Raw genomic sequence first — 24,472 nt, forward strand, 5'->3', positions numbered from 1 at the left:
CGTTCATCACTCATCATTCTAAATTCCTTCATTCCGAGCGCAGCGAGACAACGGGATTGGTGAGGGCGGCTTTGATGGATTCGTACGAAACCGTGAGCAGGGTGATTCCGGCCGTCAGCAGGAAGGCCAGGGCAAAAATCCACCAGTCCAGATCAATGCGGTATTCGTACCGCTGTAGCCAGCCGGTCATCAGCCACCCGCCGAGCGGAGCCGCCACCAGAAAACCGACTGCCATCAGTTTGCCAAACTCCCGGCCAAACAGCCAGAGAAGCTGGGCGCGGGTGGCACCGAGCACTTTCCGAACGCCGATTTCCTTGGTTTTCGACTCGGCCATAAACGCCACCAAGCCGTAAATTCCCAGGCAACCGATCAGCATGGCAATCAGCGAAAACGCCTGAATCAGCCCCAGCAAAATCCGTTCGGTGAGGTAAAACTGATTGACCAGATCGTCCACAAAAACCGCCTTAAAGACGTTCTCCGGAAACTGCCCGTTCCAAACCTTCTCAACCGCCTGAACCGTCGCGGGCAAATTACCGGGGGCTACTTTCAGGGCCGCAATGGCCAGGCTCGGGTGGAGATTGAGCAGGGCCGTTGGCGGAATGCTGCCCTGCGCTTCGCCCAGTTGAAAATCATTCATCACGCCCACCACGGTCTTTTCGGTGCCAAAAACCGTCAGGCGTTTGCCCAGAATGTCGGTGGGAGTCCGCAACCCCAGTTGTTTGACCATGGCCTGGTTCACCAGCGCTTCGTGGCTCGTCGAGTCGTTGGACCGCAAATTCCGCCCGGCCACCAGCGTCAGTCCGAACAGCGGAACATAGGCTTTGTCGCCCATCTTCACACTCACCGGAAACTTCTCCGGTGCGGTCCGGCGGTCGAACGTAAACGGAACCGGCGGTCGGCGGTGCGAAGCCGGTGGATCGCCCGCCAGCGCCACCTGCTCAACGCCCGGAATCTGCCCCAACTGCTCGCGCAGCGTTTGTTGCCGGGAAAAACTGGTGGTCGGCACCGGAACCGTCAACACCGACTCTTTATTGAAACCCAGATCGGCCTGTTGCATATGACGCACCTGCCGCGTCATGACGATGGCGCCAATCACAAAAAGCTGGGTGATGAAAAACTGCACCACCACCAGGCCGCGCCGAACCGACACCCCGCCCACCTGCTGCGTCGTCAGTCGCCCGCGCAAAGCCGCCACCGGATTGAAGCGCGACAAGACGACGGACGGGTAAAAACCGGCCAGCAGAATAACCGCCACGACCAGCCCGCCAAACCACAGCAGCGAATCGGGGCGAAACACGTTCAGGACCGAAAGATCCGCGTGCAACACGGCCAGCGCGTCGTTGAGCAACGGCAAATTGAGTTGAACCAGTCCCAGCGCGACAAGCACGGCGGCCAGCACCAGCAGGGCGGTTTCGGTCAGAAACTGCCCGATCAGCTGACGCCGGGTACTGCCGATGGCCTTCCGGACGCCCACTTCTTTGGATCGCTGGATGGCCCGGGCCGTGGCAACGTTGATGAAATTGATGCAGGATGCCACCACCAGAAACACGCCCACGATGATCATGGCGTACAGGATGGGGCGCGGAGCATGACCGCCGTATTGCGGATTATGATTCAGGTCGCTGAGCGGAAGGGCTTTAAAATCAAGCAGCTTCGCATCCGGGGCCGTCAGATACGTCCGGCGAATGGCGGGAAAGGCGCTGGTGAGCCGCTCGACGGGGGCGCCTTCGCGAAGGGCCACGAAGCACAGCGCACTCGGGCTGCCCCAGCGTTGCAGTAAACCCGGGTCGTTCGCTAAACCGGGCAGGGTGCGGTACGAAATTAGCACCTCCATCGGGAGCTTCGTATTGGATGGCGGGTTCCGGATGACGCCCGTCACCGTCAGATTAGTCTGGTTATCCAGCCGTACGGTTTTCCCGACCGGGTCGGCACCGTCAAAATAGTTCCGGGCGTAACGCTCCGACAACACCACGGTGTTCGGCGCGGACAGGGCGGTTTTCGGATTTCCTTTGACCCAGTCCACGTCAAAAACATCGAAAAACTCGGGTTCAACAAAACCGACGTTGCGCGACTCTTCAAACTTTTTGGCCAAACCGCCCCGTCCGTCCGGTATTCTGATGATTTTCCCGAACGCCAGCTCGATCCGAACGGCGCTTTCCACGAACGGATAATGCCGGCGCAGAACCTCGGCCAGGGGCCGGGGCGTCGCGTCGCTCGGGATCACCTGCTCGTGTCGGAGGTCCGTCACAACCCAGTAGGTCCGGTCGGCTTTGGCGTGGTAGCGGTCAAAACTGAACAACCAGTTTACCAGCAGAAAAATCAGCAAGCCACTGGCCAGTCCAATCGCCAGACCGACCGTACTGACCGCGCTCGAAAGCCGGTTTCGCCACAGGTTTCGCAGCGAAATTTTAAAGTAATTGCGTAGCATAATTGGGTTAGGGGTAGAACGAAACGGATCAGCACCGATTTTACGTTTTCCGGCAAACGGTTTTAAAAAGCCCAACACATCCCACCAGTAGCGAATTCGGGCCCGGTTTTCACCCACCCGCCGGACTTGCCAGGCAAACTCTTCGTGCAAATCACCCTGCACCTCCTCCAGCCGCTCGGACGAGCAGAAGAGTTGGAGGATACGGTCGGCGAAGCGGGGCGGTTTCATAAAAAAGGAATGAAGGAAGTAAAGGAGAAAGGGAGGAAGTTTCTTTTTTTCTTCCATTCATCCCTTCCTCCCTTTCTCCTTTACTCCGTTTTTAAACTCTTCACCGGATTCACCAGCGCGGCTTTGATGCTTTGATAGCTCACCGTCAGCAGGGCAATGCCCACCGCCAGCAAACCGGCCAGCGCAAAGATCCACCAGGCGAGATCGACCCGGTAGGCAAAATCCGCCAGCCATTGGTCCATTGCATACCAGCCCAGGGGTGTAGCAATGACAATGGCAACCAACACCAACCGCAGAAAATCTTTGGAAAGCAGCGCCACAATGCTGGCAACCGACGCGCCTAAGACCTTGCGGACGCCGATTTCCTTCGTCCGCTGAAGCGTGGTGAAAGCCGCCAGGCCGAACAAGCCCAGACAGGCGATGACAACGGCCAGCCCCGCAAAAATGCCGAACAACTCCCCGATTCGCTGCTCCGACTGGTACATTTTGTTAAACCGCTCGTTGAGGAACGAATACGAAAACGGGTTGTCGGTTTCGGCTTTCCAGGTCTTTTCCAGGTTGTGAAGCAAGGCTGGTAGGTTGTCCGTCCGGATTCGCAGGGCCATCTGGTAGTGATCTCCGCCGTAGAGCATAATCAGGGGCGCAATGTGCTGGTGCAGCGACTCGAAATGAAAGTTGCGGGTGACTCCGACAACCGTGTAGGTATGTCGGTCTTCCGGACTGCCGTTGCCGACGGTTGCGACGCGCTGCCCAATCGGATTTTTCCAGCCAAACTGCCGGACGGCGGCTTCGTTGACGAGCACAGCCGCGCTGTCGCCCGAAAATGCTTTGGAGAAGTTGCGGCCCAGTGCCACCCGAATCCCCAGCGTCGGCAGATATTGATCGTCGATCCGGTAGGTTTTCAACCGGAAGGGCGTTCGTTCGGCGGGAGCATTTATATCCCGAAAACCGTCGACGCCCTGGTTTGAATTCCCCGCCGGTAGATAACCCGCCGAGCTTGCGCTGACAATCTGTGCTTGTTTTTCCAGCTCCTTCTTAAACGCAGCCAGCTTGTCGCCCAGCACGTACGTATCGTGCAGAATCAAGACCTGTTCTTTGTCAAAACCGACTTTTTTGCTCTGGATAAACCGGAGTTGCTGATAAACGACCAGCGTGCTAATAATCATGCCGATGGACACCACAAACTGAATGGTAACCAGCGTGTTTCGTAGCCAGCCACTCCGCATTCCGCCCTGCAACCGTCCTTTCAGCACACTGACCGGGCGAAACGATGCCAGAAAAAACGCCGGATAGCTTCCGGCCAGCAAGCCCACCAGCAGGCAGCCCGCCAGTGTGTAGGCGATCATCCGCGTGTTTAACAACGTACTAAGACTGAAATCTTTGTCAGCCAGTTGATTGAAACTCGGCAGCACAGCGACCACCAGTCCGCAGGCCACCAGCAGCGCCAGAAAGGTGATCAAGACCGATTCGGACAGAAACTGACGGATCAACTGTTGCTGCACCGACCCCAGCACCTTGCGAATGCCGACCTCCTTGGCGCGGTTGGCCGACCCCGCCGTGCTTAGATTCATGAAATTGATGCAGGCCAGCAGCAAGATAAAAACCGCAATAGCCGAGAAAATATAAACGTATTTCACGTCGCTGTTCGGTTCCAACTCGCCCTCCCAGTTCGACCCCAGGTGAATAGCGGTAATGGGCTGGAACTGAAACCCAAGTCGGTCGCCTTTGCGGACGTATTCATCGTAGCTCATTCCCAGAAACTCCTGCACTTCGGGGCCGACATACTTCCGGACAATTTGCGGAATCTGGGCCGTCAGGCTCTCTATCGAATAGCCTTTCCGCAGCAACAGGTAGGTGTTGGCCCCGCTGGACAGCCACTTCTCGCCCGAACGAAGGGAGCGGTAAGAGCCAAAAAAGTCGTAGTGAAAATGCGAGTTGGACGGCACGTCCTGGCAAACACCCGTCACCCGGAACAGGCCCTGGTCGCCCAGCGTCAGGCTTTTGCCAACGGGATTCTGACCACCAAAATATTTCCGGGCGGTTGATTCGGTCAGCACCACGGTTTTGGGTTCGGCCAAAACCGTCTTCCTGTCTCCTTTCAGCAGCGGAATCGAGAAAATCTCGAAAAAGGTAGAATCGGCAAAGGCAACCCGTTCTTCCTTAAACCGTTCCTTGCCGTATCTGACCACAAACGTGCCCTGTTCTTCCAGCCGCGTAAAGGATTCAACGCCCGGATAATCGTGCTGCATGGCGGGTCCGGCGGGCGAAGGTGCGTAGGCCATATTGACTTCCTTGCCGCCCATGGTCCCGTGCATGGTCATGCGAAAAATCCGGTCGGCTTTCGTGTTGTAACGGTCGTAGCTCAGTTCATGCTGCACAAACAGGACAATGAGCAGACAGGTTGCCAGACCAATGGCCAGACCAACAATGTTGATGGCCGAAAAGCCTTTTTTTCGCCAGAGATTCCGCCAGGCGATCTTGAAATAATTCTGGAACATATCGAACGGTACGGTTTTTGGATTATCCCTTGATTTTGTTTTGGTGGCAAACGGCCTGAAAAATCCCAGCACATCGCGCCAATACCGGAACCGGGCCCGCCGTTGGCCCACCCGCCGGAGCTGATACTGAAATTCCTCGTGCAAATCACCCTGCACCTCCTCCAGCCGGTCCGAAGCGCAGAAAAATTTTAAAAGACAGTCGGCGAAACGGGGCGGAGTCATTGTCAATAATGAATGATAAATGTGGTGGAAATGACCGTTAACAGGTGGGCTTTTGCGAGTTTAATTCATCATTCATCGTAATATCATTCATCATTCTTCGCCCTCATTCCGAGCGCAGGGATTTGACCGGATTCATCAAAGCCGCCCGGATGCTCTGGAAACTTACCGTCGCGGCCGCCACGATGACCGTCGCCAGCAGGGCTACTGCAAAAATGCCGGGGCCAATTTCAATGCGGTAGACAAATTCCTGCAACCAATGGCTCATCACCCACCAGGAAACCGGTGTCGCAATTACAAAAGCCACGACGATCAGGCGGGTAAATTCTTTGCCAAACAGCCACAAAATCTGATGAATGCTGGCCCCCAGCACTTTCCGAACGCCAATTTCTTTGGTTTTTTGAGTCGCCATAAACAACACCAGCCCGTACAGGCCCAGGCAGCCGATGACGATGGCAATACCGGCAAAGAAGTTGACCAGCTTTGCCATCGTTTGCTCCTGGACATAGTCCTGCTGCAATTGTTCGTCAACAAATTGGGCGGAAAAGTAGCTCTCCGGGTAAATCTGGTTGTAGTTCGTTTCCAGCTGGCGAATCACGCGCCCGAAATTTCCGCTGTGCAGTTCCAGGTTCGCGTAATGATAGCTGGTTGCCCGGGTGGTCATGAACAGGGGGGCAATGTCATTTCGCAGGTTGTTCACGTTGAAGTTTCTCAGCACGCCCACAATTTCGAGCCCACGTCCGTTGTGAATCAGCTTGCCCAACACCTGGGCCGGATCACGCACCCCCAGCGCCTTGACAAAAGCTTCGTTGACCAGCACTTCCCGCGACGTGTCGGCGGGTTGCAGGTTACGACCCGCCACCAGTTTTAATCCGTACACATCCACAAAACTGGCATCGATAAACCGTTGCTGGGTGGCAAACTTTTCGGGTTCGGGACGGGTATCGAATTTGATCATCGTCTGACTGATCCAGCCCGACTGGGGCGGCCCGCTGACGGAATAGCTCACCTTTTTCACCTCCGGAATGGCCAGCGCCTGCTGCCTGAACCGGTTCATTTTATCGATATCCTGCTGGGGCAAATCGGGAAGCGCAACCGTAAGAATCGCCTGCTGACGAAAACCCAGGTCTTTCGTCTGGATGTATTGCAACTGACTGGCTACGACCACCATACCGACAATCAGCATCTGGGAAATAGCGAACTGGGTGATAACCAGACTCCGGCGAATGGAAAAACCGCCTACCTGCTGCGTGGTGATTCGGCCCGCCAGCGCCAGGGCCGGTTTGAAGCCCGCCAGCACCAGCGCCGGATACAGTCCGGACAGGAAAATAACCCCGGTCACAATCAGGGCCAGCCAGCCCAGGACGGAGGCATCATAGTAGAACGTAAACCGAAAAGCGCCGTGTAACTTTTCCTGCGCGAATTGCTGGCCGATTTGAAAAAACAGCAGGGCGAGTAGCGTGGCCACCAGGGTCAGCAAAGCGGTTTCCCCAATGAATTGCCAGAATAACTGGCCCCGGGTGCTGCCCAGCACCTTCCGAACGCCCACCTCCCGGGATCGATTCAGCGCCTGGGCTGTGGCCAGATTGACAAAATTGATGCTGGCCGTCAGGATCAGAAAAACACCAATGGCAAACAGCGACCAGATCAGTCCCTGGCTGACTCCGCCGGTATCGGTTGAAAAGTGTATGGCGTGCAGGGGCTGCATCAAAAACCGGGTGTCCTTGACGCCATGCGGTTTATACTTCCGGACAAAAGCCAGCATCTGCCGGTCCCAGTCGGCTTTGGTGAACCGATGATCCAGGCTCACAAAACACTGGGTGTCGCCGTTGATGCCGTCGAAATCTTCGGGCAACGAATGCCCGTGAAACGCCTTCAAACTGGCCCAAGAAGCCATAATCGGGAAAGCGAAATCGGTATTATCCCGGTAATTCTCAAAAACACCCACAATCCGGACGTCCAGCCGCGCATTGAGCCGGATCAGTTTGCCAATTACCTGCGTTGTACCGAAATACCTGGTGGCATTTTCGGCGCTGATGACCACGGTGTTCGGCTGCGTCAGTTCAGCGGGGTCGCCCACAACCCACCGATAATCAAAAATTCTGAAAAAAGCCGGCTGAACGAAAGCCCCCAACTGGTGAGCCTCTTTAAACTTCCGGTCCGCTTTCCCCTGCTCCGGTATGGTGACCAGCGGATCCCGGTACTGATCAATCATCGCTATTGCTTCGATGTCGGGATGGTCGTTCCGGAGCGCCCTTCCCAGCGGATAAGGAACACCGGCTATATCAAAATGGCCCTCGGGCGTGACAAACTGTGTGGTTACCCGGTAGATGCGATCCTGTTTCTGATGGTGTTTATCAATCGAGTAATGGTACCGCACCAGGGCAAAAATCAACAGGGCAGCGCCAATGCCCAGGGCTAAGCCGGTGACGTTAATCAAGGCGTAGGTCTGGTTTTTAGCCACATTTCGCCAGGCGATTTTTAAATAACTTTGGATCATAAGCGGGTTTACCTGATTACTTTTCGCGTGTCTTTTTAAGTGTCGTTTAGGCCCAAACCGGGGTTTAAAAAAGCCCAGCACCTCTTGCCAATAGCGCAGTCGCGCCCGCCGTTGGCCCACCCGCCGAACCTGGTGTTGAAACTCCTCGTGCAAATCGCCCAGCACCTCCTCCAGCCGCTCGGGCGAGCAGAAAAGTTGCAGAAGGCGGTCAGCGAAGCGGGGCGGTTTCATAAAAAAGGAATGAAGGGAGGAAAGGAGGAAGGAAGTAAAGGAGAAAGGGAGGAAGTTTCTTTTTTTTCCATTCATCCCTTCCTCCCTTTCTCCTTTACTCCGTTTTTAAACTCTTCACCGGATTCATCAAGGCGGCTTTGATGCTCTGGAAACTTACCGTCAGCAGGGCAATCAAAACCGTCAGCAAACCCGCTCCGGCCAGCATCCACCACTCCATCTCGATTTGATACGCAAACCCGTCCAGCCACTGGTTCATGGCGTACCAGGCCGTGGGAAAGGCGATCAACATGGCGATGGCGACCGGTTTCAGGAAATTGCCCGAAAGCAACGCCACGATGCTGGATACGGAGGCACCTAACACCTTGCGGACGCCAATTTCTTTCGTGCGCTGCTCGGCCGTAAAAGCCGCCAGCCCGAACAGGCCCAGGCACGAAATGAAAATGGCCAGAAAGGCAAAAGAGTTGGACAACTGACTGACGACCTGCTCGCTGCGGTACAGCTTTGTGTATTCCTGATCCGAAAACTGGTAGCTAAACGGGAAGTTGGGATTCAGTTCCCTGGAGACTTTCTCCAGACTCGCCAGCGCTTCCCGGGTTTTGCCCGCTTCGGTCCTGACCAGAATGGTGCCCCAGCGGGGGCTTTTCCGGAGCCGGATAATCAGCGGTTCGATGGTTTGCCGCATCGAATTGAAGTGAAAATCTTTCAGTACGCCCACAATGGTGCCCTGGCGGTTTCCCCAGCTCAACGGCTGGCCGACGGGATGCCGGTAGCCGATTTTTTTCGCGGCCGTTTCGTTGATGATGTAATTGACCGTATCGGTTCCGTAGGCATCCGAGAAGTCCCGACCGGCTACCAGACTCAGATTCAGCGTTTTCACAAAATCATAGCCAACCGACGTATTGGAAAAGGACGTGATCAGGTTCGGATCTTTGCCCGTCCATTTCACATCGTTGATGTGGTGACCCAGACCCGTCGGCGCTTCTTCCATGCGGGAAATGGTGGCAATCCCGTCCAGCTTCCCGGCCTGTTCCTTAAACAGATCATATTTATTGAGCAGATCGCCTTCCAGCGGAACGTACACCAGATTTTGCCGGTCAAACCCCAGGTTTTTCGACTGGAAATAATTCATCTGGCGGTAAATCACAATCATGCCCACCATCAGCATGATCGACAATGAAAACTGAAACACGACCAGCCCTTTCCGGAAAACCGTAGCCCCTCCGCTAAACCGCAGCGATCCTCTCAAAACCCGGATCGGATGGAGCGACGAGAGAAACAGCGCGGGGTAACTGCCGGCGACAAAACCGGTCAGCAGCAGCAGGCCGACCAGACTCAGCCCAAAAACCGGCTCCGTAAACGGCAGAGCCAGTTGCTTGCCGGTCAGTTCATTAAAGGCCGGCAAGAGCAGACCAACCAGCCCCAGCGCAATGACGATGGCGAAAAACGTGAGCAGAACGGCTTCGCTCAGAAACTGCCCCATCAACGCCAGCCGGGCCGCCCCAACCACCTTCCGCACACCCACCTCCTTCGCCCGTTTCTGCGAGCGGGCCGTGGCCAGATTCATGAAATTGATGCAGGCAATCAAGAGGATAAAAACCGCCACGAGGCTAAAAAGCCGCACGTATTCGATGCGTCCGCCGTCGAGCTGACCGTTTTTAAAAGTCGAGTGCAGGTATTTTTCGGGATAGGGCTGCAAGGCCAGTTCCATCCGTAAACCGGGTGTTTTGTCGGTGTACCGGTAAATAAAATCCTTGATTTTGGCTTCGACCTTCGCCGGGTCAATCGGATTGCCGTTGCGGTCGGCGCGCAGTTGCACCATCGTCAGCGGGTCCGTGTTTCCCCAGCGTTTCGTCCACTCGTTTTCCTTGACAAAATCGCTCCAGGGCGTCAGAAAATCGAACTGGTGCGACGAATTGGCCGGTAAATTTTCAAAAACGGCGCTGACCGTCAGGTTACTGCGGTTTTCGTGCCGAACGCTTTTACCCAGCGCCTGTTCCGGACTACCGAAAAACTGCTCGGCCATGGTGCGGGAAATGGCGATGCCGTTCGGAACGGTCAGGGCGGTTTCGGCCGTTCCGGCCAGCAGCGGATAACTGAACATCCTGAAAAAGTCTTCTCCGGCCTGGGTTCCCGCCATTTTGTTTACCTTGTCACCCACGGTAAACGTGGCCGGCCGGACCCACTCCAGGGCGCTGGCGTACTGAATTTCGGGAATCACGCGCTTGAGTTCGTCGGCCAGCAGGCCCTGCGTGAAATAGGCAGCCTCCACTTTGCCGTCATAATACGAGCGTTCGTAAATCTGGTACAGGTGCGGGCCGTTGGCGTGAAAACCGTCGACGCTGCGTTCGTCCTGCACCCACAACAGAATCAGCAGGCTACAGGCCAGTCCCAGCGCCAGCCCCAGAATGTTGATGGCCGAAAAAGCTTTGTTGCGGATCAGATTCCGGCGGGCGATTTTGAAATAGTTACCGATCATGGTTGGGTTCATGGAGTCTGTTGTTGGATACTGCGGTTTTCGTTTGATGGCGAAGGGTTTCATGAAGCCGAACACGGCCCGCCAATACTGCCTTCTGGCCCGCCGTTCGCCCCCCTGCCGAAGCTGGTAGACAAACTCTTCGTGCAAATCGCCCAGCACCTCCTCCAGCCGCTCGGGCGCGCAGAAGAGTTCAAGTAAGCGATCAGCGAAGCGGGGCGGTTTCATAGTTAAGCGTGATGAATGAAGCGTCAGTATAACAGGGTGGTAAGAGTTGGCAGGAATGCATCGTCCATCGTTTATCATTCGGCATTCTTACAAAGCCGGTTTGAACGGGTGCAGCAGGCGGCTCCAGAAACTGACGCGGACTTCCTGAATTTCCTCCAGCGTCCGCCGACCATAGGCCGTGACGCGAAACAACCGCTTCCGCCGACCACCGCGCTCGGCCGTGGGCTCGCCCATTTCCGACTTCAGCATCCCCTTCTCCTCCAGCCGTTCCAGGGCCGAATGAATCTGGTTCAGCCGCACCGGGCGCCCGGTTTGCTCGATGATTTCGTGCGTAATCGCCACGCCGTATGCTTTGCCTTCCATGACGGCCACGGTTAGCAGAACGATTTCTTCAAACTCCCCTAAGTAACTGCCTTTCATCGCGATTCATTAGTTCTAGTTTTGCTGATCAAATGTCTTGCCAAGTCCCAAAAACCGCCCTCTGAGCGGTTTTTAGCGGGGTATTTCGCAAGCCGTTGTACGATTTCGGACAGTTTTTGTCCGCTTGTGAACAGGTTGCAAACCGGGCGTGAACAGTATTTCGGCGGGCTTCTCCCCTTTTGTTTTTGATTCCTGAACCGCCTTTTTGGCTCCTGAAAATGAAACCCATGCTCCTGTTTTTCCTGCTCGGTATCACGGCAGGCTTTGCGCAAAAGAAAACCGTACCGGTCATTGACGCCAGTGTCATCAACGTTGATTCGCTGCTCTGGGATGTTAAGGCCCTAAGCAAAGCGCCGTCGGTCGAATGGCTGACGCAAACCGGCCCGGTTCACTCGCTGCTCTACCGAAGCGTCGATTACGCGGGCAAACCGACGCAGGTCTTTGCCTATTATTCCAATCCCGATCTGATTCGGGGAAAACCGGCGGGAAAACAGAGGTTTCCGGGCGTGGTGCTGATTCACGGCGGGGGCGGGAAAGCGTTTCAGGAGTGGGTGGAAAAATGGGCCGCCGACGGCTATGCCGCCATTGCGATGGATCTGGCCGGAAAAGGCCCCGACAGGCAGCGACTGGCGCAGGCCGGACCCGATCAGGGCGATGTCGATAAATTCGCCAAGCTGGAAAAAGCCCCGCTGAAAGACATGTGGACCTACCAGGCCGTGTCGAGCGTCCTGCTGGCGCACTCGCTGCTGTTGAGCCGGCCCGAAGTGGACGCATCCCGCACGGCGGTGACGGGCATTAGCTGGGGCGGTTATCTGACCTGTCTGGTGGGCAGTCTCGACAACCGGTTCAAGGCAGCCGCACCGGTGTACGGCTGCGGTTTTTACGACGAATCCGATATCTTCAAAAAACCGATCAGCCAGCTTTCGGCGGAGGGCCACCGGAAGTGGATGAAGTTCTTCGATCCGTCGACGTATCTGCCGTTTGCGCAAGCCCGGTTTTTGTTTGTCAATGGCAATACCGACCGGTTTTACAACGTCGTTCCGTACCACAAAACGTACAGCCTGGTTGCTGCCGACAAACGCACGATCTGCCTGATTCCGGACATGAAACACGGCCACGAAGCGGGCTGGATTCCGCACGAAATCCGGTATTTTTTCGAGAGTGTGCTCAACGACGCCGTGCCGCTGGTGCAGGTGGCCCCGGTTTTGGTGCAGGATTCAACGCTCCGGTTGTCGTACCAGTCGCCGGTTTCGGTGCTGACCGCCGAATTCCATTATTCCAACGATACAACCTCGCTCAACGAGCAGCGCGTCTGGTCGAAGCAAAAAGTGACGATCGATCCAAAAAACCGCACCGTCACCAGCCCGACCCCGAAAGAAGGCTTCAAATACGGTTTTTTCTACCTGAAAGACCACCGGGACGTCTCAGCCTCCAGCCCGTTTATTTTTAAATGATGAGCGATGCGTTAGGAATGATGAATAGGCTGACGCAGTAACTCCGCGGTACCTATTCATCGTTCATCGTTCCTAACGCATCGCTTATCTTCAGGCTTTCCGCTTGCTTACGGCTTCCATCAAACCGCGCATGTAACCGAGCGCGTAGAGCGTGCCGATGGTGCTGTAGCCGGGGTGCTGGTTGCTGTCGCCAAACATCGTCGGGACGTGGTCCGGGCGGATGGGGCCTCTGAAACCGATGTCGTAATAGGCTTTCATGGCCTGGTACATGTCGATGATGCCCTCATCGTGGAAGGTTTCCTCGAAGGCAAACTTGTCACCCCGCACGTTCCGGAAATGGACAAAATGGATTTTCTTTCGTTTCCCGAAGTAGTCGATCAGGCTCGGAATATCGGTGCCCATCAGCGCAAAATTGCCCTGACACATCGTAATGCCGTTGCTCGGGCTCGGGTAGACTTCCAGCAGTCGTTTAAAGGCGTCAACGGTGTTCATAATCCGGCCAATGCCCCGCAGGCTGTCCACCTGCGGATCGTCGGGGTGCATCGCCAGTTTCATGCCGACTTTTTCGGCTTCCGGCACCACGGCTTTCAGAAAATACGTCAGGTTTTTCCAGAGCGTTTCCTGCGACACCGTGCCGTACTGGGTCGGCGGCAGGTTTTTGACCGCTTCGTACTCAAATGCCGTTACCAGCGCCCCACCCCGACCCGGTTTGTCGTTCTGGGTGCGGTACCAGCCAATCACCGGCATCCAGTTGTAGCAGATGGTGTCAATCCCGACTTGCGTCAGGTTTTTCATCAGGGTGATGAAATTCGCGATTTCCTCATCGCGTCCTTCCAGGCCCAGCTTGGTTTTCTCGCCGAGTGCGGGCGGACCTTCAATCACGCTCAGTTTCAGTCCAACCTTCTCCCAGGCCTCTTTTACGGCCTGCACGGCTTTGAGTTCCCAGGGTTTCACGTCCCTGAGGCCCACCATGCCCGGATTGATGCTGCCCACCGCGCCGAACACGTCCATCTGTTTGGTCAGGGCGATTTTTTGCTCCTCCAGTCCCCAGAAATAAGCTTCGCAGAGCTGCATTCCGGCATCTTTGATACCGGCGGATTGAACACCCGGTTTTTCCGGACCGGGTGACGCACGAGCCTGCGCCGAAGGAAAACCGCCTACGGTCAGGGCGGCCAGTGAAGTGCTTTTCCGGAGGAAGGATCTGCGGGTGTTTGCCATTTGTCTTGAACCGCCCGGGCGGCCCCGTTGGATTACCTGGATTAATGGATTAAGGAAGATGGCTGCGTAATCTAATCTTTTTCAGCCTAGTAATTCCGCTCCGGCCCGGTTTCATCCGCGTAATCCGGCGGGGTTACCCAGGCAGTTCGTGATAATCGATCCTCCTTTTATCCCCTCCTCCCTTCCTCCATTTACTCCGTTTTCAAACTTTTCACCGGGTTCATCAGGGCGGCTTTGATGGATTGGAAGCTGATGGTGAAAAGGGCAATGAAGAGCGAAGCGGCCACCGCTACGGCCAGCATCCACCATTCGATGTCGATGCGGTTGGTCGCAAACTTCTCCAGCCAGTTGTTCATCGCCCACCAGGCCACCGGCAGGGCGACGAAGGAAGACACCAGCACCAGCACCAGAAAGTCCTTCGACAGCATCAGCACGATGTTGCTAATGCTGGCCCCCAGCACTTTCCGAATCCCAATTTCTTTCGTGCGTTGCTCGGCCGTGAAAGCCGCCAGCCCGAACAAGCCCAGACACGATATAAAAATGGCCAGAAAGGCAAAGTAATTGGCCAGTTTGCTGATGATGTTCTCGCTCTTGTAGTTGTTGCCGAACTCCTGATCGGTAAACTTGTACTCGAACGGGTATTTCGGATTAAACCGTCGGAACGTCTTTTCCAGGCTGGTCAGGGCCTCCTGCGTCCGACCGGGCTCCGTCCGGGCCATCACCACGCCGTCGAACTCATTTCGCTGCATGTGCAGAATAAGCGGTTCGATGGCCACGTGCAGCGAATTGATGTGGTAGTCTTTCACCACGCCCACAATTACGCCCTTGCGCCCCCAGAACGTCAGCTCCTGCCCCACCGGATTTTTGTAGCCGATCTTCCGGGCCGAGGCTTCGTTGATGATGTAGTTGGTGGTGTCGGTGCTGAAGTCGGGCGAAAAATCCCGGCCTTCTTTTAGCCGGATGTTCATGGCTTTCAGAAAACCGTAGTGCACGGCGGTCTGGTTAAACAGGATTCGCTGCGTGGTGTCTTTGCCCCGCCAGCCCACGCCGATGGTCGAACTCCCCACTTCCAGCGGATCGGACCACGAAGCCGAGACTTCCCGGATGCCGGGCTGGGTCAGCAGTTCGCTGCGAAAAGTCTGGTAATTCTTCTTCAGATCGCCTTCCAGCGGCATATAAATCAGATTTTCCCGGTCAAAGCCCAGGTTTTTGGTCTGGATGTACCGGATCTGGCGGTAAATGACAATCATCCCAACAATCAGGATAATGGACAGGGAAAACTGAAAAACCACCAGTCCTTTGCGGAAAAACGTGGCGCTGGGCTTGAACTTGAGAACGCCTTTCAGGACCACAACCGGCCGCAGCGACGACAGAAACAAGGCCGGGTAGCTGCCCGATAGCAAACCGGTCAGCACTGTCAGCGCCAGCAGAATCAGCCACAAAACCGGGTCGGCAAACTGAAAGCTCAGGTGTTTTTCCGTGAGTTCGTTAAAAACCGGCAGCAGCATCACCACGATCAGCAGCGCCACCAGCAGGGCCAGCGTCGAAATCAGCAGCGATTCGCCCACAAACTGACCCACCAGCGCCTGCCGCACCGCGCCCACCACCTTCCGAACGCCCACTTCCTTCGCCCGCTTGACCGAGCGCGCCGTGGCCAGATTCATGAAGTTGATGCAGGCAATGATGAGAATAAAAACCGCCACGATGATGAATAACCGCACGTACTCGATCCGCCCGCCGTTGAGCTTGCCGTTTTTGAAGTTGGAGTGCAGGTAACTGTCGCTGTATTTTTGCAGAAACAGCTCAATGTTATTCGTTTGCCGGTTGGTTTTCAGCTTGATATAATCCTTGATCTTGGCCGACACCTTTTCCGGATCGGCCTTTTCGCTCAGCCGGACAAACGTGCGCGGGCCGTTGTTTCCCCACTCTTTCACCCACTGGTTCCGTTTGGAAAACTGCTCCCACGCAATCAGGTAGTCGAATTTCAGCGAATTATTTTCCGGAAATCCGGCCATCACGCCCGTCACCATCAGATCCATGTTGTTGTCAACCCGAATCGTTTTGCCGAGCGCTTTCTGGTTGGGAAAATATTTGCGGGCCAGGCTTTCGGAAATCACAATGCTTTCCGGGCGGACAAGCGCCGTCCGGGCGTCGCCCTGAAGCAGCGGAAACGAGAAGATGCTCAGAAAATCCCCGCTGGCAAACCGGCCTTTCTCTTTGCCAAAGGTGTTGCCCACCGTCAGCAGCAGGTTGTTTTCCCAGGTCATCGTAGCGGCTTTTTCAATCTCCGGAAAATCTTTCTTCAGGCTTTCGGCCAGAATACCGGGGGTTGCGGGCGTGGTGCCCACATCCTGCCCCGCCCAGGCCTGGTTTTCCATGACCCGAAAAAGCCGGTCGTCCTTCGCGTGAAACCGGTCCATGGCCCGTTCGTCCTGCACCCACAGCAAAATGACCAGGCTGCAGGCCATACCGAGCGCCAACCCCAGGATGTTGATCAGCGAAAAGGTTTTGTTGCGCAGCAAATTGCGCCAGGCGATTTTAACGTAGTTGGTTAGCATAAGGAGGAGAAGGAAAGGAGAAGAGAGGAGGGGATGAAAGAAAGAAAAGTACGCACTCCTCTCCTCCTTTCATCCCCTCCTCCTTTACTCCGCTTTTAAGCTTTTCACCGGATTCATCAGTGCCGCTTTGATGGATTGGTAGGAAACCGTCAGCAGCGCAATCAGGATGGCCAGCATCCCGCCCAGCACAAACACCCACCAGTCAATCTCGATGCGGTAAGCAAAATCCTGCAACCAGCGATTGATCGTGTACCAGGCCAGGGGCGAGGCAATCAGGATGGCGACGAGCACCAGTTTCAGAAAATCCCGGGACAGCAGCGCCACAATACCGGTTATGGAAGCTCCCAGCACCTTCCGGATGCCAATCTCCTTGACGCGCCGTTCCGCCGAAAACGAGGCCAGTCCGAACAAACCCAGGCAGGAAATAACGATGGCCAGCGACGCCAGAATCCCGACGATTTCGCTCACCTGCCCGTCGGCGCGGTAGAGCTCCGCAAAATGCTCGTCCAGAAACGAGTACTCAAACGTCTGGGTGGGCGCAATCCGTTTCCAGACGGCTTCGAGGTGCGCCAGGGCTGCCGGGGTGTTTTTGCCACTGATCCGCACCGACAGCTCGCTGTAGCCCCAGTCTTTCTGGTTGAAAATGCAGAGGGTTTCGATTTTGTGGTGGAGCGAATTGAAATTAAAATCCTTGGAAATCCCGACAATCCGGCCCAGCGAATCCAGCCCGCCGAAGCCAAAATTCCGGCCGATCAGCGATTGCATGGTGGCTTTGGGTTGTTCTTTGAGCAGCTCGCGGGCCAGCGTTTCGTTGATGATGTAGGCTTTTCCGTTGTCGGTCTGGCTGTCTTTCAAAAAATTCCGGCCGAAAAGAATCGGGATTTTGTAGAGCGTCAGATAATCCGGATCGACAATCACCTGCGAGGTCGCCATTTCGCGCACCGGCCCGTCGCCGTGAAACCGCACGCCGGTCTGGTGCAGGTTGTTGCCCAGCCGCTGCTGCGAACCCGTCACGGCCGCGACCAGCGGATTCGCCAGAAATTCCTGTTTGAGCGCATCGTATTTCGGATTCGTGACCGAATTGAGAGGAATAATAATCACCTGATCGCGCGAAAAACCCGGATTCTGCTGCTGCATAAACCGCAACTGCCGAACCACAAACGCCGTGGCAATAATCAGAAAAACCGCCCCGGTAAACTGCCCGATGACGAGCATATTGCGGAAAGCGCCCTTGTTTCTGGCGCTTTCCAGCGTGCCTTTCAACACCTTGACCGGCTGGAAAGAGGAAAGAAAAAAAGCCGGGTACATGCCGGAAATAACGCCGATCAAAACCGCAAAAGCCACGAAGAGGGGCAGCAATACCGGGTTGCTGAACAGGCCCAGATCCAGTTCCCGCTGGCTCAGGTCGTTGACGTAGGGCAGAAATAACGTCACCAGCAGCAGCGCAAACACCAGGGCAATGCACGACAGCAGGACGGACTCGCCCATAAATTGCATTGACAACTGCATCCGCTGGGCGCCGATGGATTTCCGGATGCCCACCTCCTTGGCCCGACCGGCGGATTTGGCCGTCGAAAGGTTCATGAAGTTGATGCAGGCAATCAGCAGCACAATCAGCGCAATGATCGAAAAGACGTACGTATACTTCTGATCGAATTTGTGAAAATTGATGTAATCGTGCGTGATGTCGGTCGAGTCGCCGTGGACTGCGCGCAGGGGCTGGAGAAATAGTTCGTAAAAGCTCGCGCCCTCGTTCTTGATGTGTTTTTTGAGAAAAGCCGGGAATTTTTTCTCCAGCGCAGCGACGTCCGCGTTGTCCGCCAGCTCCAGGTACGTCACCAGCCAGTTACCGCCCCAGTTGTTCATGGCGTCGGCTTTGACGAACGAGTTGAAGGACACCAGGCCATCGAACTGCAAATGCGAGTTTTTGGGGGCATTTTCAATCACGCCGGTTACTTTGAACGAGGTCGTGTCGGAGCTGTACACCACCAGCGTTTTCCCGATCGGGTCGTCGTTGCCAAAAAAAGCCGTCGCCCGTTCTTCCGTCAGCACCACGCTGTTCGGACTTTTCAGGATGCTTTTTCGGTCGCCCTTCAGTAATTTATAATCGAACAGGTCCAGAAACGTCGAGTCCGCCCACAGGATCTGGGGCAGGACTATCTTTTTCTCCCCGTACGTCAGCGGCACGTTCTGGTTGGGCCGGACCCGGACAAAACTCCGAATTTCGGGATATTCCTGAACCAGCGTCGGGCCCATCGGAAACATGGACAGGGCCACGTTCTGGGGCGCCACCATTCCCGGAAATTTCTGCACCTCGTCGAGCCGGTACAGGTTCTTTTTGTGAATCCCGTCGAAGCTGTTTTCGTACGTGACGAACAGCATAATCAGAATACAGGCCGCCATCCCGACCGCCAGTCCGATGATGTTGATGGCTGAAAAAACCTTGCTGTTCCACAAGTTTCGCCAGGCAATTTTGAGGTAGTTCCGTAGCATAGTTGTTAGAATGTGAATGATGAATGAGGAGTGATGAACGATGAATGGGTTGACGCCTTTTCATCGTCCCTCATTCCGAACGCAGTGAGGTTACCGGATTCGTCAAGGCCGCTTTCACCGATTGGACCGAAACCGTCAGCAGGGCCACCAGACCGGCCAAACCGCCGGCTAATGCAAAAATCCACCATTCGATCTCGATCCTGTAGGTATAGTCCTCTAAAAATCGGTTCATGGCGTACCAGCCAATCGGCACGGCAAGGGCGAAAGCCACCAGCACCAGCTTCAAAAGATCTTTCGACAACAGCGAAACGATGCTGGCGACGGTGGCCCCCAGCACTTTCCGAACCCCAATCTCGCGGGTCCGCTGCGTGACCACAAACGACACCAGCCCGAACAACCCCAGGCAGCCAATCAAAATGCCGACGGCGGCAAAGAGCGTCAGGAAATTGGTGATCTTCCGTTCGTCGTCGTAAAACGCCTGAATGTCCTGATCCAGAAAATGGGCATCAAAGTAATAGTTCGGAAAAACCGCCTTCCACTCCCGGGCAATGTGCTCCAGGGCCGTGGCCTGCCGGTGCGGGTCGATGCGGATGCTGGCCAGTTGAAAGTTCCAGTCGGCATACAGAAACAGGTGCGGCACAAGGGTCGAGCGCAGGCTTTGCGAATGGTAATCTTTCACCACCCCCATCACCGTAAACACCTGATTGCCGTTGACTTTAACCTGTTCACCAATCGCCTTTTCGGGATTTTGGTAGCCGAAATCCCGGGCGGCTTTTTCGTTGATGACCACGACGGCGCTGGTGTCCGCACGCGTCCACGACCGACCGGCTACCAGCGGAATCTTGAAAAAATGGAAGTAATTCGTATCCACATACTGCATCCGAAAGACGGTTTCGCCGTTGGGCAGGTTGCGGTGGTTCACGGTTTCCCACCACCAGTTGTGGTCACTTGAGGGCGTGGTCAGCGCAAACGCCACGTCTTTGATGGCCGGATTTTCGAGCAACTGCCGACGCAGCCGCCCCCGCGCTACGCCATTGCCCATTTCCGGCATGGCGACCGTCACCACCGCTTTTTTATCAAACCCCAGATCGGTTTCGTAGAAATACCGGATTTGCCTGGTGCCGATCACCGTGCAGATTACCAGCACCTGGGCGATCACAAACTGCGTGACCACCAGCGATGAGCGCAGCGAAATGCCTTTGGCGCGCGTAAAAGCAAACCGCCCCCGCCACACCTTTACCGGCTGAAAACCGGACAGCACGAGCGCCGGATAGCTGCCGGCCAAAACGGTTACGATTAGCCCCAGCCCCAGCAGAAACGCCAGGGTGTTGCCGTCCCAGACGTTCGACTGCCCAACCTGCGTATTCAGCAACTGATCGGCGTAGCGGATCAACTGGGCCGCCAGCAAACCACCGGCGCCAATGGCGATAAACACCAGCAGGGCGGTTTCGCCGAAAAACTGGGCCATCAGTTGCTGCCGGTTGCTGCCCAGCACTTTCCGGACGGCAATTTCGCGGCTCCGCTGCACGGCCTGCACGGTGGCCAGGTTGATAAAGTTGATGCAGGCAATAACGATCAGAAACAGACCAATGGCGATCAGGGTGTTAAGCATCCACGGCGCAATGACGTAATTAAACGGATCGGGGTCGCTTTCCGTGTTGCGGTGGATGTCCGTGATGGGCAGCAGACCGTATCCGACCGTGCTCGATTCGCGCTGGTGCTGGCGGGCCATTTTGGTCAGGGCCGCTTCAACGGCAGCCGCCGAGACCCCCGGTTTTAACACCACGTACCCGTGGTGCATCGAATCGCCCCCGCCCCAGTGTTCTTCGTTCTTGAATTCCTGCCGGATTCGTTTCAGCGTCTCGCGGGAAGCCACCACCTGGAATTGAAATTCGGTATTGACCGGCATTTTGCGAATGATTCCCGACACCACCAGGTCGATCTGGTTATTCAGCCGAAGGGTTTTGCCCATGGCTGCGCCCCCGCCAAAAAACCGCCGGGCCGTGGGTTCGTCAATCACCACCTGATCGGGCCGACTGAGCGACGTCCGGGCCGAGCCGGCCACCCACGCCACGTCGATCATTTCCAGAAACTGCGGGGGCGAAAAAAAGACATTCTTCACGTCAAAAAGCATCTGCCCGACCCGCAAGCCACTGGACTCGGTGCCGTACACGCTGGCCGCGTTCTCAACGCCCGGAATCCGCTCGTTCAGCGCCTTGATGACACCCTGCGGAACGTACGTACTTTTTTCACCGTACTTGTCATTTGAAATGATGCGGTACAGCCGGTCGGTCGTCGCGTGGTAGGTGTCGAAGCTGTATTCGAACCGCACAATCCAGAACAACACAATCGCTACGCCCAGTCCCAGCGTCAGGCCGGTGAGGTTGATCAGCGCGTAGCTGCGGTTTCGAAGCAGGCTGCGCAGCGTGGTTTTGAGGTAATTGCGAAGCATACGCTTTTTGGGTATGTTTGTTTAATCAAATTCGTTTTTATTCCGGACAAGCCATGTACAAATCAAGCTATCCACCGCCGTCAATGGCTCGCGAGGATGAAATGGGCGTTAATGCGCCGTTCATCCACCAGCGGACCATCGCCCAGCTCACGGCCGGACTCTATCCACTGTACAAATCAGGCACTATTCCGTTTGAACCACTCCCCGAAATGATGCTCACCGAAGGCTATGCGACACCGGTGCCCGATTTGATCTTGTACGACTACGAAGCTGAACAGACCCGCATTATTGTCGAAATTTGCCAAACAAACGGTCAGAAACACGACCTCAATAAACTTATACGGCTCATCGACGAAGGCGATTTCGGTATTCTCGAAGGCTTCGTTTACAATTACAAAACCAATGACTGGTTCCGGTATCGCAAGGACGACGGTGGCCTGACCGAAAAAACCGCCTTCTCCGACATCCTCCAACTCGATTTGAATGGTTTTTTATGAAGCAGGAAAGGACGAAAGAAGGACTACGTGCGTGCCTTTATCCGTTCATCCCTTCTTCCGGTCCTCCCCGCTTTTTACTCGCTCCGTAAACTTTTCACCGGATTCATCAAAGCCGCCCGGATGCTCTGGAACGAGACCGTCACCAGCGCGATGACGCCCGCCATCAGCCCCGCAACGGCAAACATCCACCACTCTACCGCAATTTTATAGGCGAAACCCTGTAGCCATTTGTCCGTAAAGTACCAGGCAATCGGGGCTGCCAGCAGCAGCGCAACCAGCACCAGTTTCAGGAACTGGAACGAGAACAGACCAAAAATGTGCGCCGTGGATGCGCCCAGCGCTTTCCGGATGCCCACTTCCTTCGTGCGCGACTCGGCCATGAACGCCACCACGCCGTACAACCCCAGACAGCCGATGAAAATAGCGATGCCCGCCAACAGGCGGAACAGCGCATACTGCCGCTCCTCGCTCGCGTAGAAATTCGAAATCGTTTTGTCCAGGTATTCGTATTTAAACAGGAATTCGGGGAAGGTTTGCGACCAGGCGGTTTCGACCTGGGCGAGCATTTTAGTCACCTGCGCCGAACTTCCCGTCACCCGGATGCCCAGGTTGCCGTACATGCTCCGGTGGGTGGTCAGCACGCAGGGTTCGGTTTCCTGATGCATCGAGAACGTGTTGAAATTCCTGACAACGCCCACAATCGGCAACCGGCGGCCGTTCAGCAAAATCGTTTTGTTTAGAATCTGACCGGGGGTCTGAAAACCGAGTTTGGCCACAAACCGCTCGTTCACCACAGCTTCCCGCATGGTATCGGCGGGCAGGTAGATCCGGCCGGCAATCAGCTTCAGTCCGTAGGTATGAACGTACGACGTGTCGGCGGGGCGCATCACAATCGCGTAACCTTCTTCTTTCTCGCGGTTTTCATACCGAAAACCGGTCCACCAGTTCCCCCGCGACGAAGGCGATGAAAAACCGAAACTCATCGACCCGATGCCGGGCAGGCCCGTTAGTTTAGCCTCCAACGACTCGAGCTGACCCGGTTTTTTCTCCGGAATCGGAATCATCACCACCGATTCTTTCCGGAAACCCAGATCCGCTTTCCGGAAATAATCCATCTGGTTGTAGACAATAACCGTCCCGATAATCAGCGTCTGCGAAATGGTAAACTGCAGAACAATCAGGCTCCGGCGAAGTACCAGCTGGCCGCTGCCCGTTCCTTTCATTTTGCCTTTCAGGGCCAGCACCGGCTGGTAACCCGACAAGACGAGCGCCGGGTAAAAACCGGCCAGAACCGTGGTAAAACCGGCCAGCGCCAGCAGAAACACCAGCACCAGCGGATCAGTAAACAGGCTCGTCGGGATTTTCACGTTCAGCAGTTCGGCCACGGACGAGAGCGAGACCTGGGCAATCAGCAGCGCCAGCAAAACCGCCCAGACCGTCAGAAAACCGGTTTCGCCCAGAAACTGCCGCACCAGCTGCATCCGCGAACTGCCCAGCACTTTCCGGACGCCCACTTCCTTCGACCGCCGAATGGCCTGCGCCGTCGCCAGATTGACGAAGTTGACGCAAGCCGTAATCAGCAAAAACAAGCCAATCAACCCCATTGCCCAGACCATCTGTTTGCTGATGGTGCGTTCGGCGTAGTTCGTCATGTCGGTATTGTAATGAATTTCCGTCAGCGGTTGCAGTTCGTATCGCTGGTCGCGGGCGTCTTCTTCACTGACGTATTTCCGGAGAAACGCCACCAGTTTTTGTTCCATCGCAGCCGTCGTCACGTTTTTTGGCAACGTCAGATACAGTTGCATCCCGCTGTACGACGAGCCCCAGTCGTCCCAGTTGGTCTCGGCGCCGTATTGCCTCAGGGAAGCCAGTGAAAGCAGCATTTTAAACGGGACGCTGGTCGTCACCGGCGGATTCTGCACCACGCCGGTCACCAGAAAATCCATCTTATTGTTGACCCGGATGCTTTGCCCCACCGGTTCGGCATCGCCGAAATACTTCTGCGCCATTTCGTCCGAAATCACCACCGTGCCGGGGCGGTTCAGCGCCGTCGCCGGGTCCCCGCTCACCCATTCGTAATCGAACAGGCGGAAGTATTCGGATCCGGCAAACGCCACGACTCCGTTCTCTTCCTGAAACCGGCGGATGCTGCCCTTCAACCGCCGATCTTCCGTCGCTATCACCGGATTTCGCATGTCGTTGATCAGCGTCACCTGCTGTTTCAGTTCGGGAAAATCGGTGCGCATCGCGGCCAGAACCGGCAGCGGCATTCCGACATTGTAGCCATCCTCCGGTTTGGTGAAGTGCCGGATCACCCGGTACGTCCGGTCGGCGTTCGCGTGGTGCTGGTCGAAGCTCAGTTCGTAACGAATCACCACGAACAGCAGCAGGCAACACGCCAGACTGAGCGTCAGGCCAATGAGGTTGATGATGGAATAATTCCAGTTGCGCCGAAACGCCCGAAAAGCGGTGAGGAGATAGTTTTTCAGCATTGTTGTTATTGTAATAAATGTCTTGAACTCGGATTCCACGGATTAAAGGATTAACGGGGATACAAAAGATTGCCTGATTGCGG

The 24,472-nt window shown here is 55.7% G+C and carries 12 protein-coding genes; 2 read left to right on the forward strand and 10 right to left on the reverse strand.

What is annotated here, in order from left to right; all coding sequences use genetic code 11:
• Positions 1 to 28: 28 nt before the first annotated feature.
• The 5 genes from ACYVHX_RS03455 to ACYVHX_RS03475 all read right to left on the reverse strand — a co-directional run bounded on the left by ACYVHX_RS03455 (position 29) and on the right by ACYVHX_RS03475 (position 11,225).
• Entirely contained in the window at positions 29 to 2,656 is a 2,628-nt protein-coding gene (locus ACYVHX_RS03455) for an ABC transporter permease (RefSeq protein WP_460670195.1), read from the reverse strand.
• A gap of 80 nt (positions 2,657 to 2,736) precedes the next feature.
• Positions 2,737 to 5,376: an ABC transporter permease gene (locus tag ACYVHX_RS03460; protein WP_460670196.1), complete on the reverse strand. Its 2,640-nt coding sequence runs from the start codon at positions 5,374 to 5,376 to the stop codon at positions 2,737 to 2,739.
• A 103-nt stretch (positions 5,377 to 5,479) separates the two neighbouring features.
• Complete coding sequence (locus ACYVHX_RS03465; RefSeq protein ID WP_460670197.1) at positions 5,480 to 8,104, reverse strand: ABC transporter permease; 2,625 nt, start codon at positions 8,102 to 8,104, stop codon at positions 5,480 to 5,482.
• 94 nt (positions 8,105 to 8,198) lie between these two features.
• Positions 8,199 to 10,805, reverse strand: coding sequence for an ABC transporter permease (locus ACYVHX_RS03470; RefSeq protein WP_460670198.1), 2,607 nt, complete (start codon positions 10,803 to 10,805; stop codon positions 8,199 to 8,201).
• Between the two features lie 87 nt (positions 10,806 to 10,892).
• Positions 10,893 to 11,225: a PadR family transcriptional regulator gene (locus tag ACYVHX_RS03475; RefSeq protein ID WP_460670199.1), complete on the reverse strand. Its 333-nt coding sequence runs from the start codon at positions 11,223 to 11,225 to the stop codon at positions 10,893 to 10,895.
• A 227-nt stretch (positions 11,226 to 11,452) separates the two neighbouring features.
• Here ACYVHX_RS03475 and ACYVHX_RS03480 point away from each other — a divergent pair, with 227 nt between their 5' ends.
• On the forward strand, positions 11,453 to 12,679 hold the full coding sequence (locus tag ACYVHX_RS03480) for an alpha/beta hydrolase family protein (RefSeq protein ID WP_460670200.1): 1,227 nt from the start codon (positions 11,453 to 11,455) through the stop codon (positions 12,677 to 12,679).
• A 90-nt stretch (positions 12,680 to 12,769) separates the two neighbouring features.
• Here ACYVHX_RS03480 and ACYVHX_RS03485 read toward each other — a convergent pair whose 3' ends face one another.
• The 4 genes from ACYVHX_RS03485 to ACYVHX_RS03500 form a co-directional block, all read right to left on the reverse strand.
• Positions 12,770 to 13,897, reverse strand: a complete 1,128-nt coding sequence (locus ACYVHX_RS03485) for a mannonate dehydratase (protein WP_460670201.1) — start codon at positions 13,895 to 13,897, stop codon at positions 12,770 to 12,772.
• Positions 13,898 to 14,088: 191 nt separating this feature from the next.
• Positions 14,089 to 16,455 carry an ABC transporter permease gene (locus ACYVHX_RS03490; protein ID WP_460670202.1) on the reverse strand — a complete coding sequence of 789 codons (2,367 nt, stop codon included), beginning with the start codon at positions 16,453 to 16,455 and terminating at the stop codon, positions 14,089 to 14,091.
• 84 nt (positions 16,456 to 16,539) lie between these two features.
• A complete protein-coding gene (locus ACYVHX_RS03495) occupies positions 16,540 to 18,948 on the reverse strand; it encodes an ABC transporter permease (protein ID WP_460670203.1) in 2,409 nt (802 codons plus the stop codon).
• Positions 18,949 to 19,018: 70 nt separating this feature from the next.
• Positions 19,019 to 21,400: an ABC transporter permease gene (locus tag ACYVHX_RS03500; protein ID WP_460670204.1), complete on the reverse strand. Its 2,382-nt coding sequence runs from the start codon at positions 21,398 to 21,400 to the stop codon at positions 19,019 to 19,021.
• 83 nt (positions 21,401 to 21,483) lie between these two features.
• Here ACYVHX_RS03500 and ACYVHX_RS03505 point away from each other — a divergent pair, with 83 nt between their 5' ends.
• Positions 21,484 to 21,897, forward strand: a complete 414-nt coding sequence (locus ACYVHX_RS03505; protein WP_460670205.1) for a hypothetical protein — start codon at positions 21,484 to 21,486, stop codon at positions 21,895 to 21,897.
• 74 nt (positions 21,898 to 21,971) lie between these two features.
• On the opposite strand, the gene ACYVHX_RS03510 is transcribed toward ACYVHX_RS03505, so the two are convergent.
• Positions 21,972 to 24,389 carry an ABC transporter permease gene (locus ACYVHX_RS03510; RefSeq protein ID WP_460670206.1) on the reverse strand — a complete coding sequence of 806 codons (2,418 nt, stop codon included), beginning with the start codon at positions 24,387 to 24,389 and terminating at the stop codon, positions 21,972 to 21,974.
• Positions 24,390 to 24,472: the final 83 nt, after the last annotated feature.

This window comes from Larkinella ripae (genome assembly GCF_054780775.1).

Excerpts from the sequence above, each read along its gene's own strand:
- ACYVHX_RS03480 (WP_460670200.1), top strand. The coding sequence starts at position 11,453 with ATGCTCCTGTTTTTCCTGCTCGGTATCACGGCAGGCTTTGCGCAAAAG.
- ACYVHX_RS03460 (WP_460670196.1), bottom strand. The coding sequence starts at position 5,376 with ATGACTCCGCCCCGTTTCGCCGACTGTCTTTTAAAATTTTTCTGCGCT.
- ACYVHX_RS03490 (WP_460670202.1), bottom strand. The coding sequence starts at position 16,455 with ATGCTAACCAACTACGTTAAAATCGCCTGGCGCAATTTGCTGCGCAAC.
- ACYVHX_RS03505 (WP_460670205.1), top strand. The coding sequence starts at position 21,484 with ATGGCTCGCGAGGATGAAATGGGCGTTAATGCGCCGTTCATCCACCAG.
- ACYVHX_RS03465 (WP_460670197.1), bottom strand. The coding sequence starts at position 8,104 with ATGAAACCGCCCCGCTTCGCTGACCGCCTTCTGCAACTTTTCTGCTCG.
- ACYVHX_RS03510 (WP_460670206.1), bottom strand. The coding sequence starts at position 24,389 with ATGCTGAAAAACTATCTCCTCACCGCTTTTCGGGCGTTTCGGCGCAAC.
- ACYVHX_RS03455 (WP_460670195.1), bottom strand. The coding sequence starts at position 2,656 with ATGAAACCGCCCCGCTTCGCCGACCGTATCCTCCAACTCTTCTGCTCG.
- ACYVHX_RS03470 (WP_460670198.1), bottom strand. The coding sequence starts at position 10,805 with ATGAAACCGCCCCGCTTCGCTGATCGCTTACTTGAACTCTTCTGCGCG.
- ACYVHX_RS03485 (WP_460670201.1), bottom strand. The coding sequence starts at position 13,897 with ATGGCAAACACCCGCAGATCCTTCCTCCGGAAAAGCACTTCACTGGCC.
- ACYVHX_RS03475 (WP_460670199.1), bottom strand. The coding sequence starts at position 11,225 with ATGAAAGGCAGTTACTTAGGGGAGTTTGAAGAAATCGTTCTGCTAACC.
- ACYVHX_RS03495 (WP_460670203.1), bottom strand. The coding sequence starts at position 18,948 with ATGCTACGGAACTACCTCAAAATTGCCTGGCGAAACTTGTGGAACAGC.
- ACYVHX_RS03500 (WP_460670204.1), bottom strand. The coding sequence starts at position 21,400 with ATGCTTCGCAATTACCTCAAAACCACGCTGCGCAGCCTGCTTCGAAAC.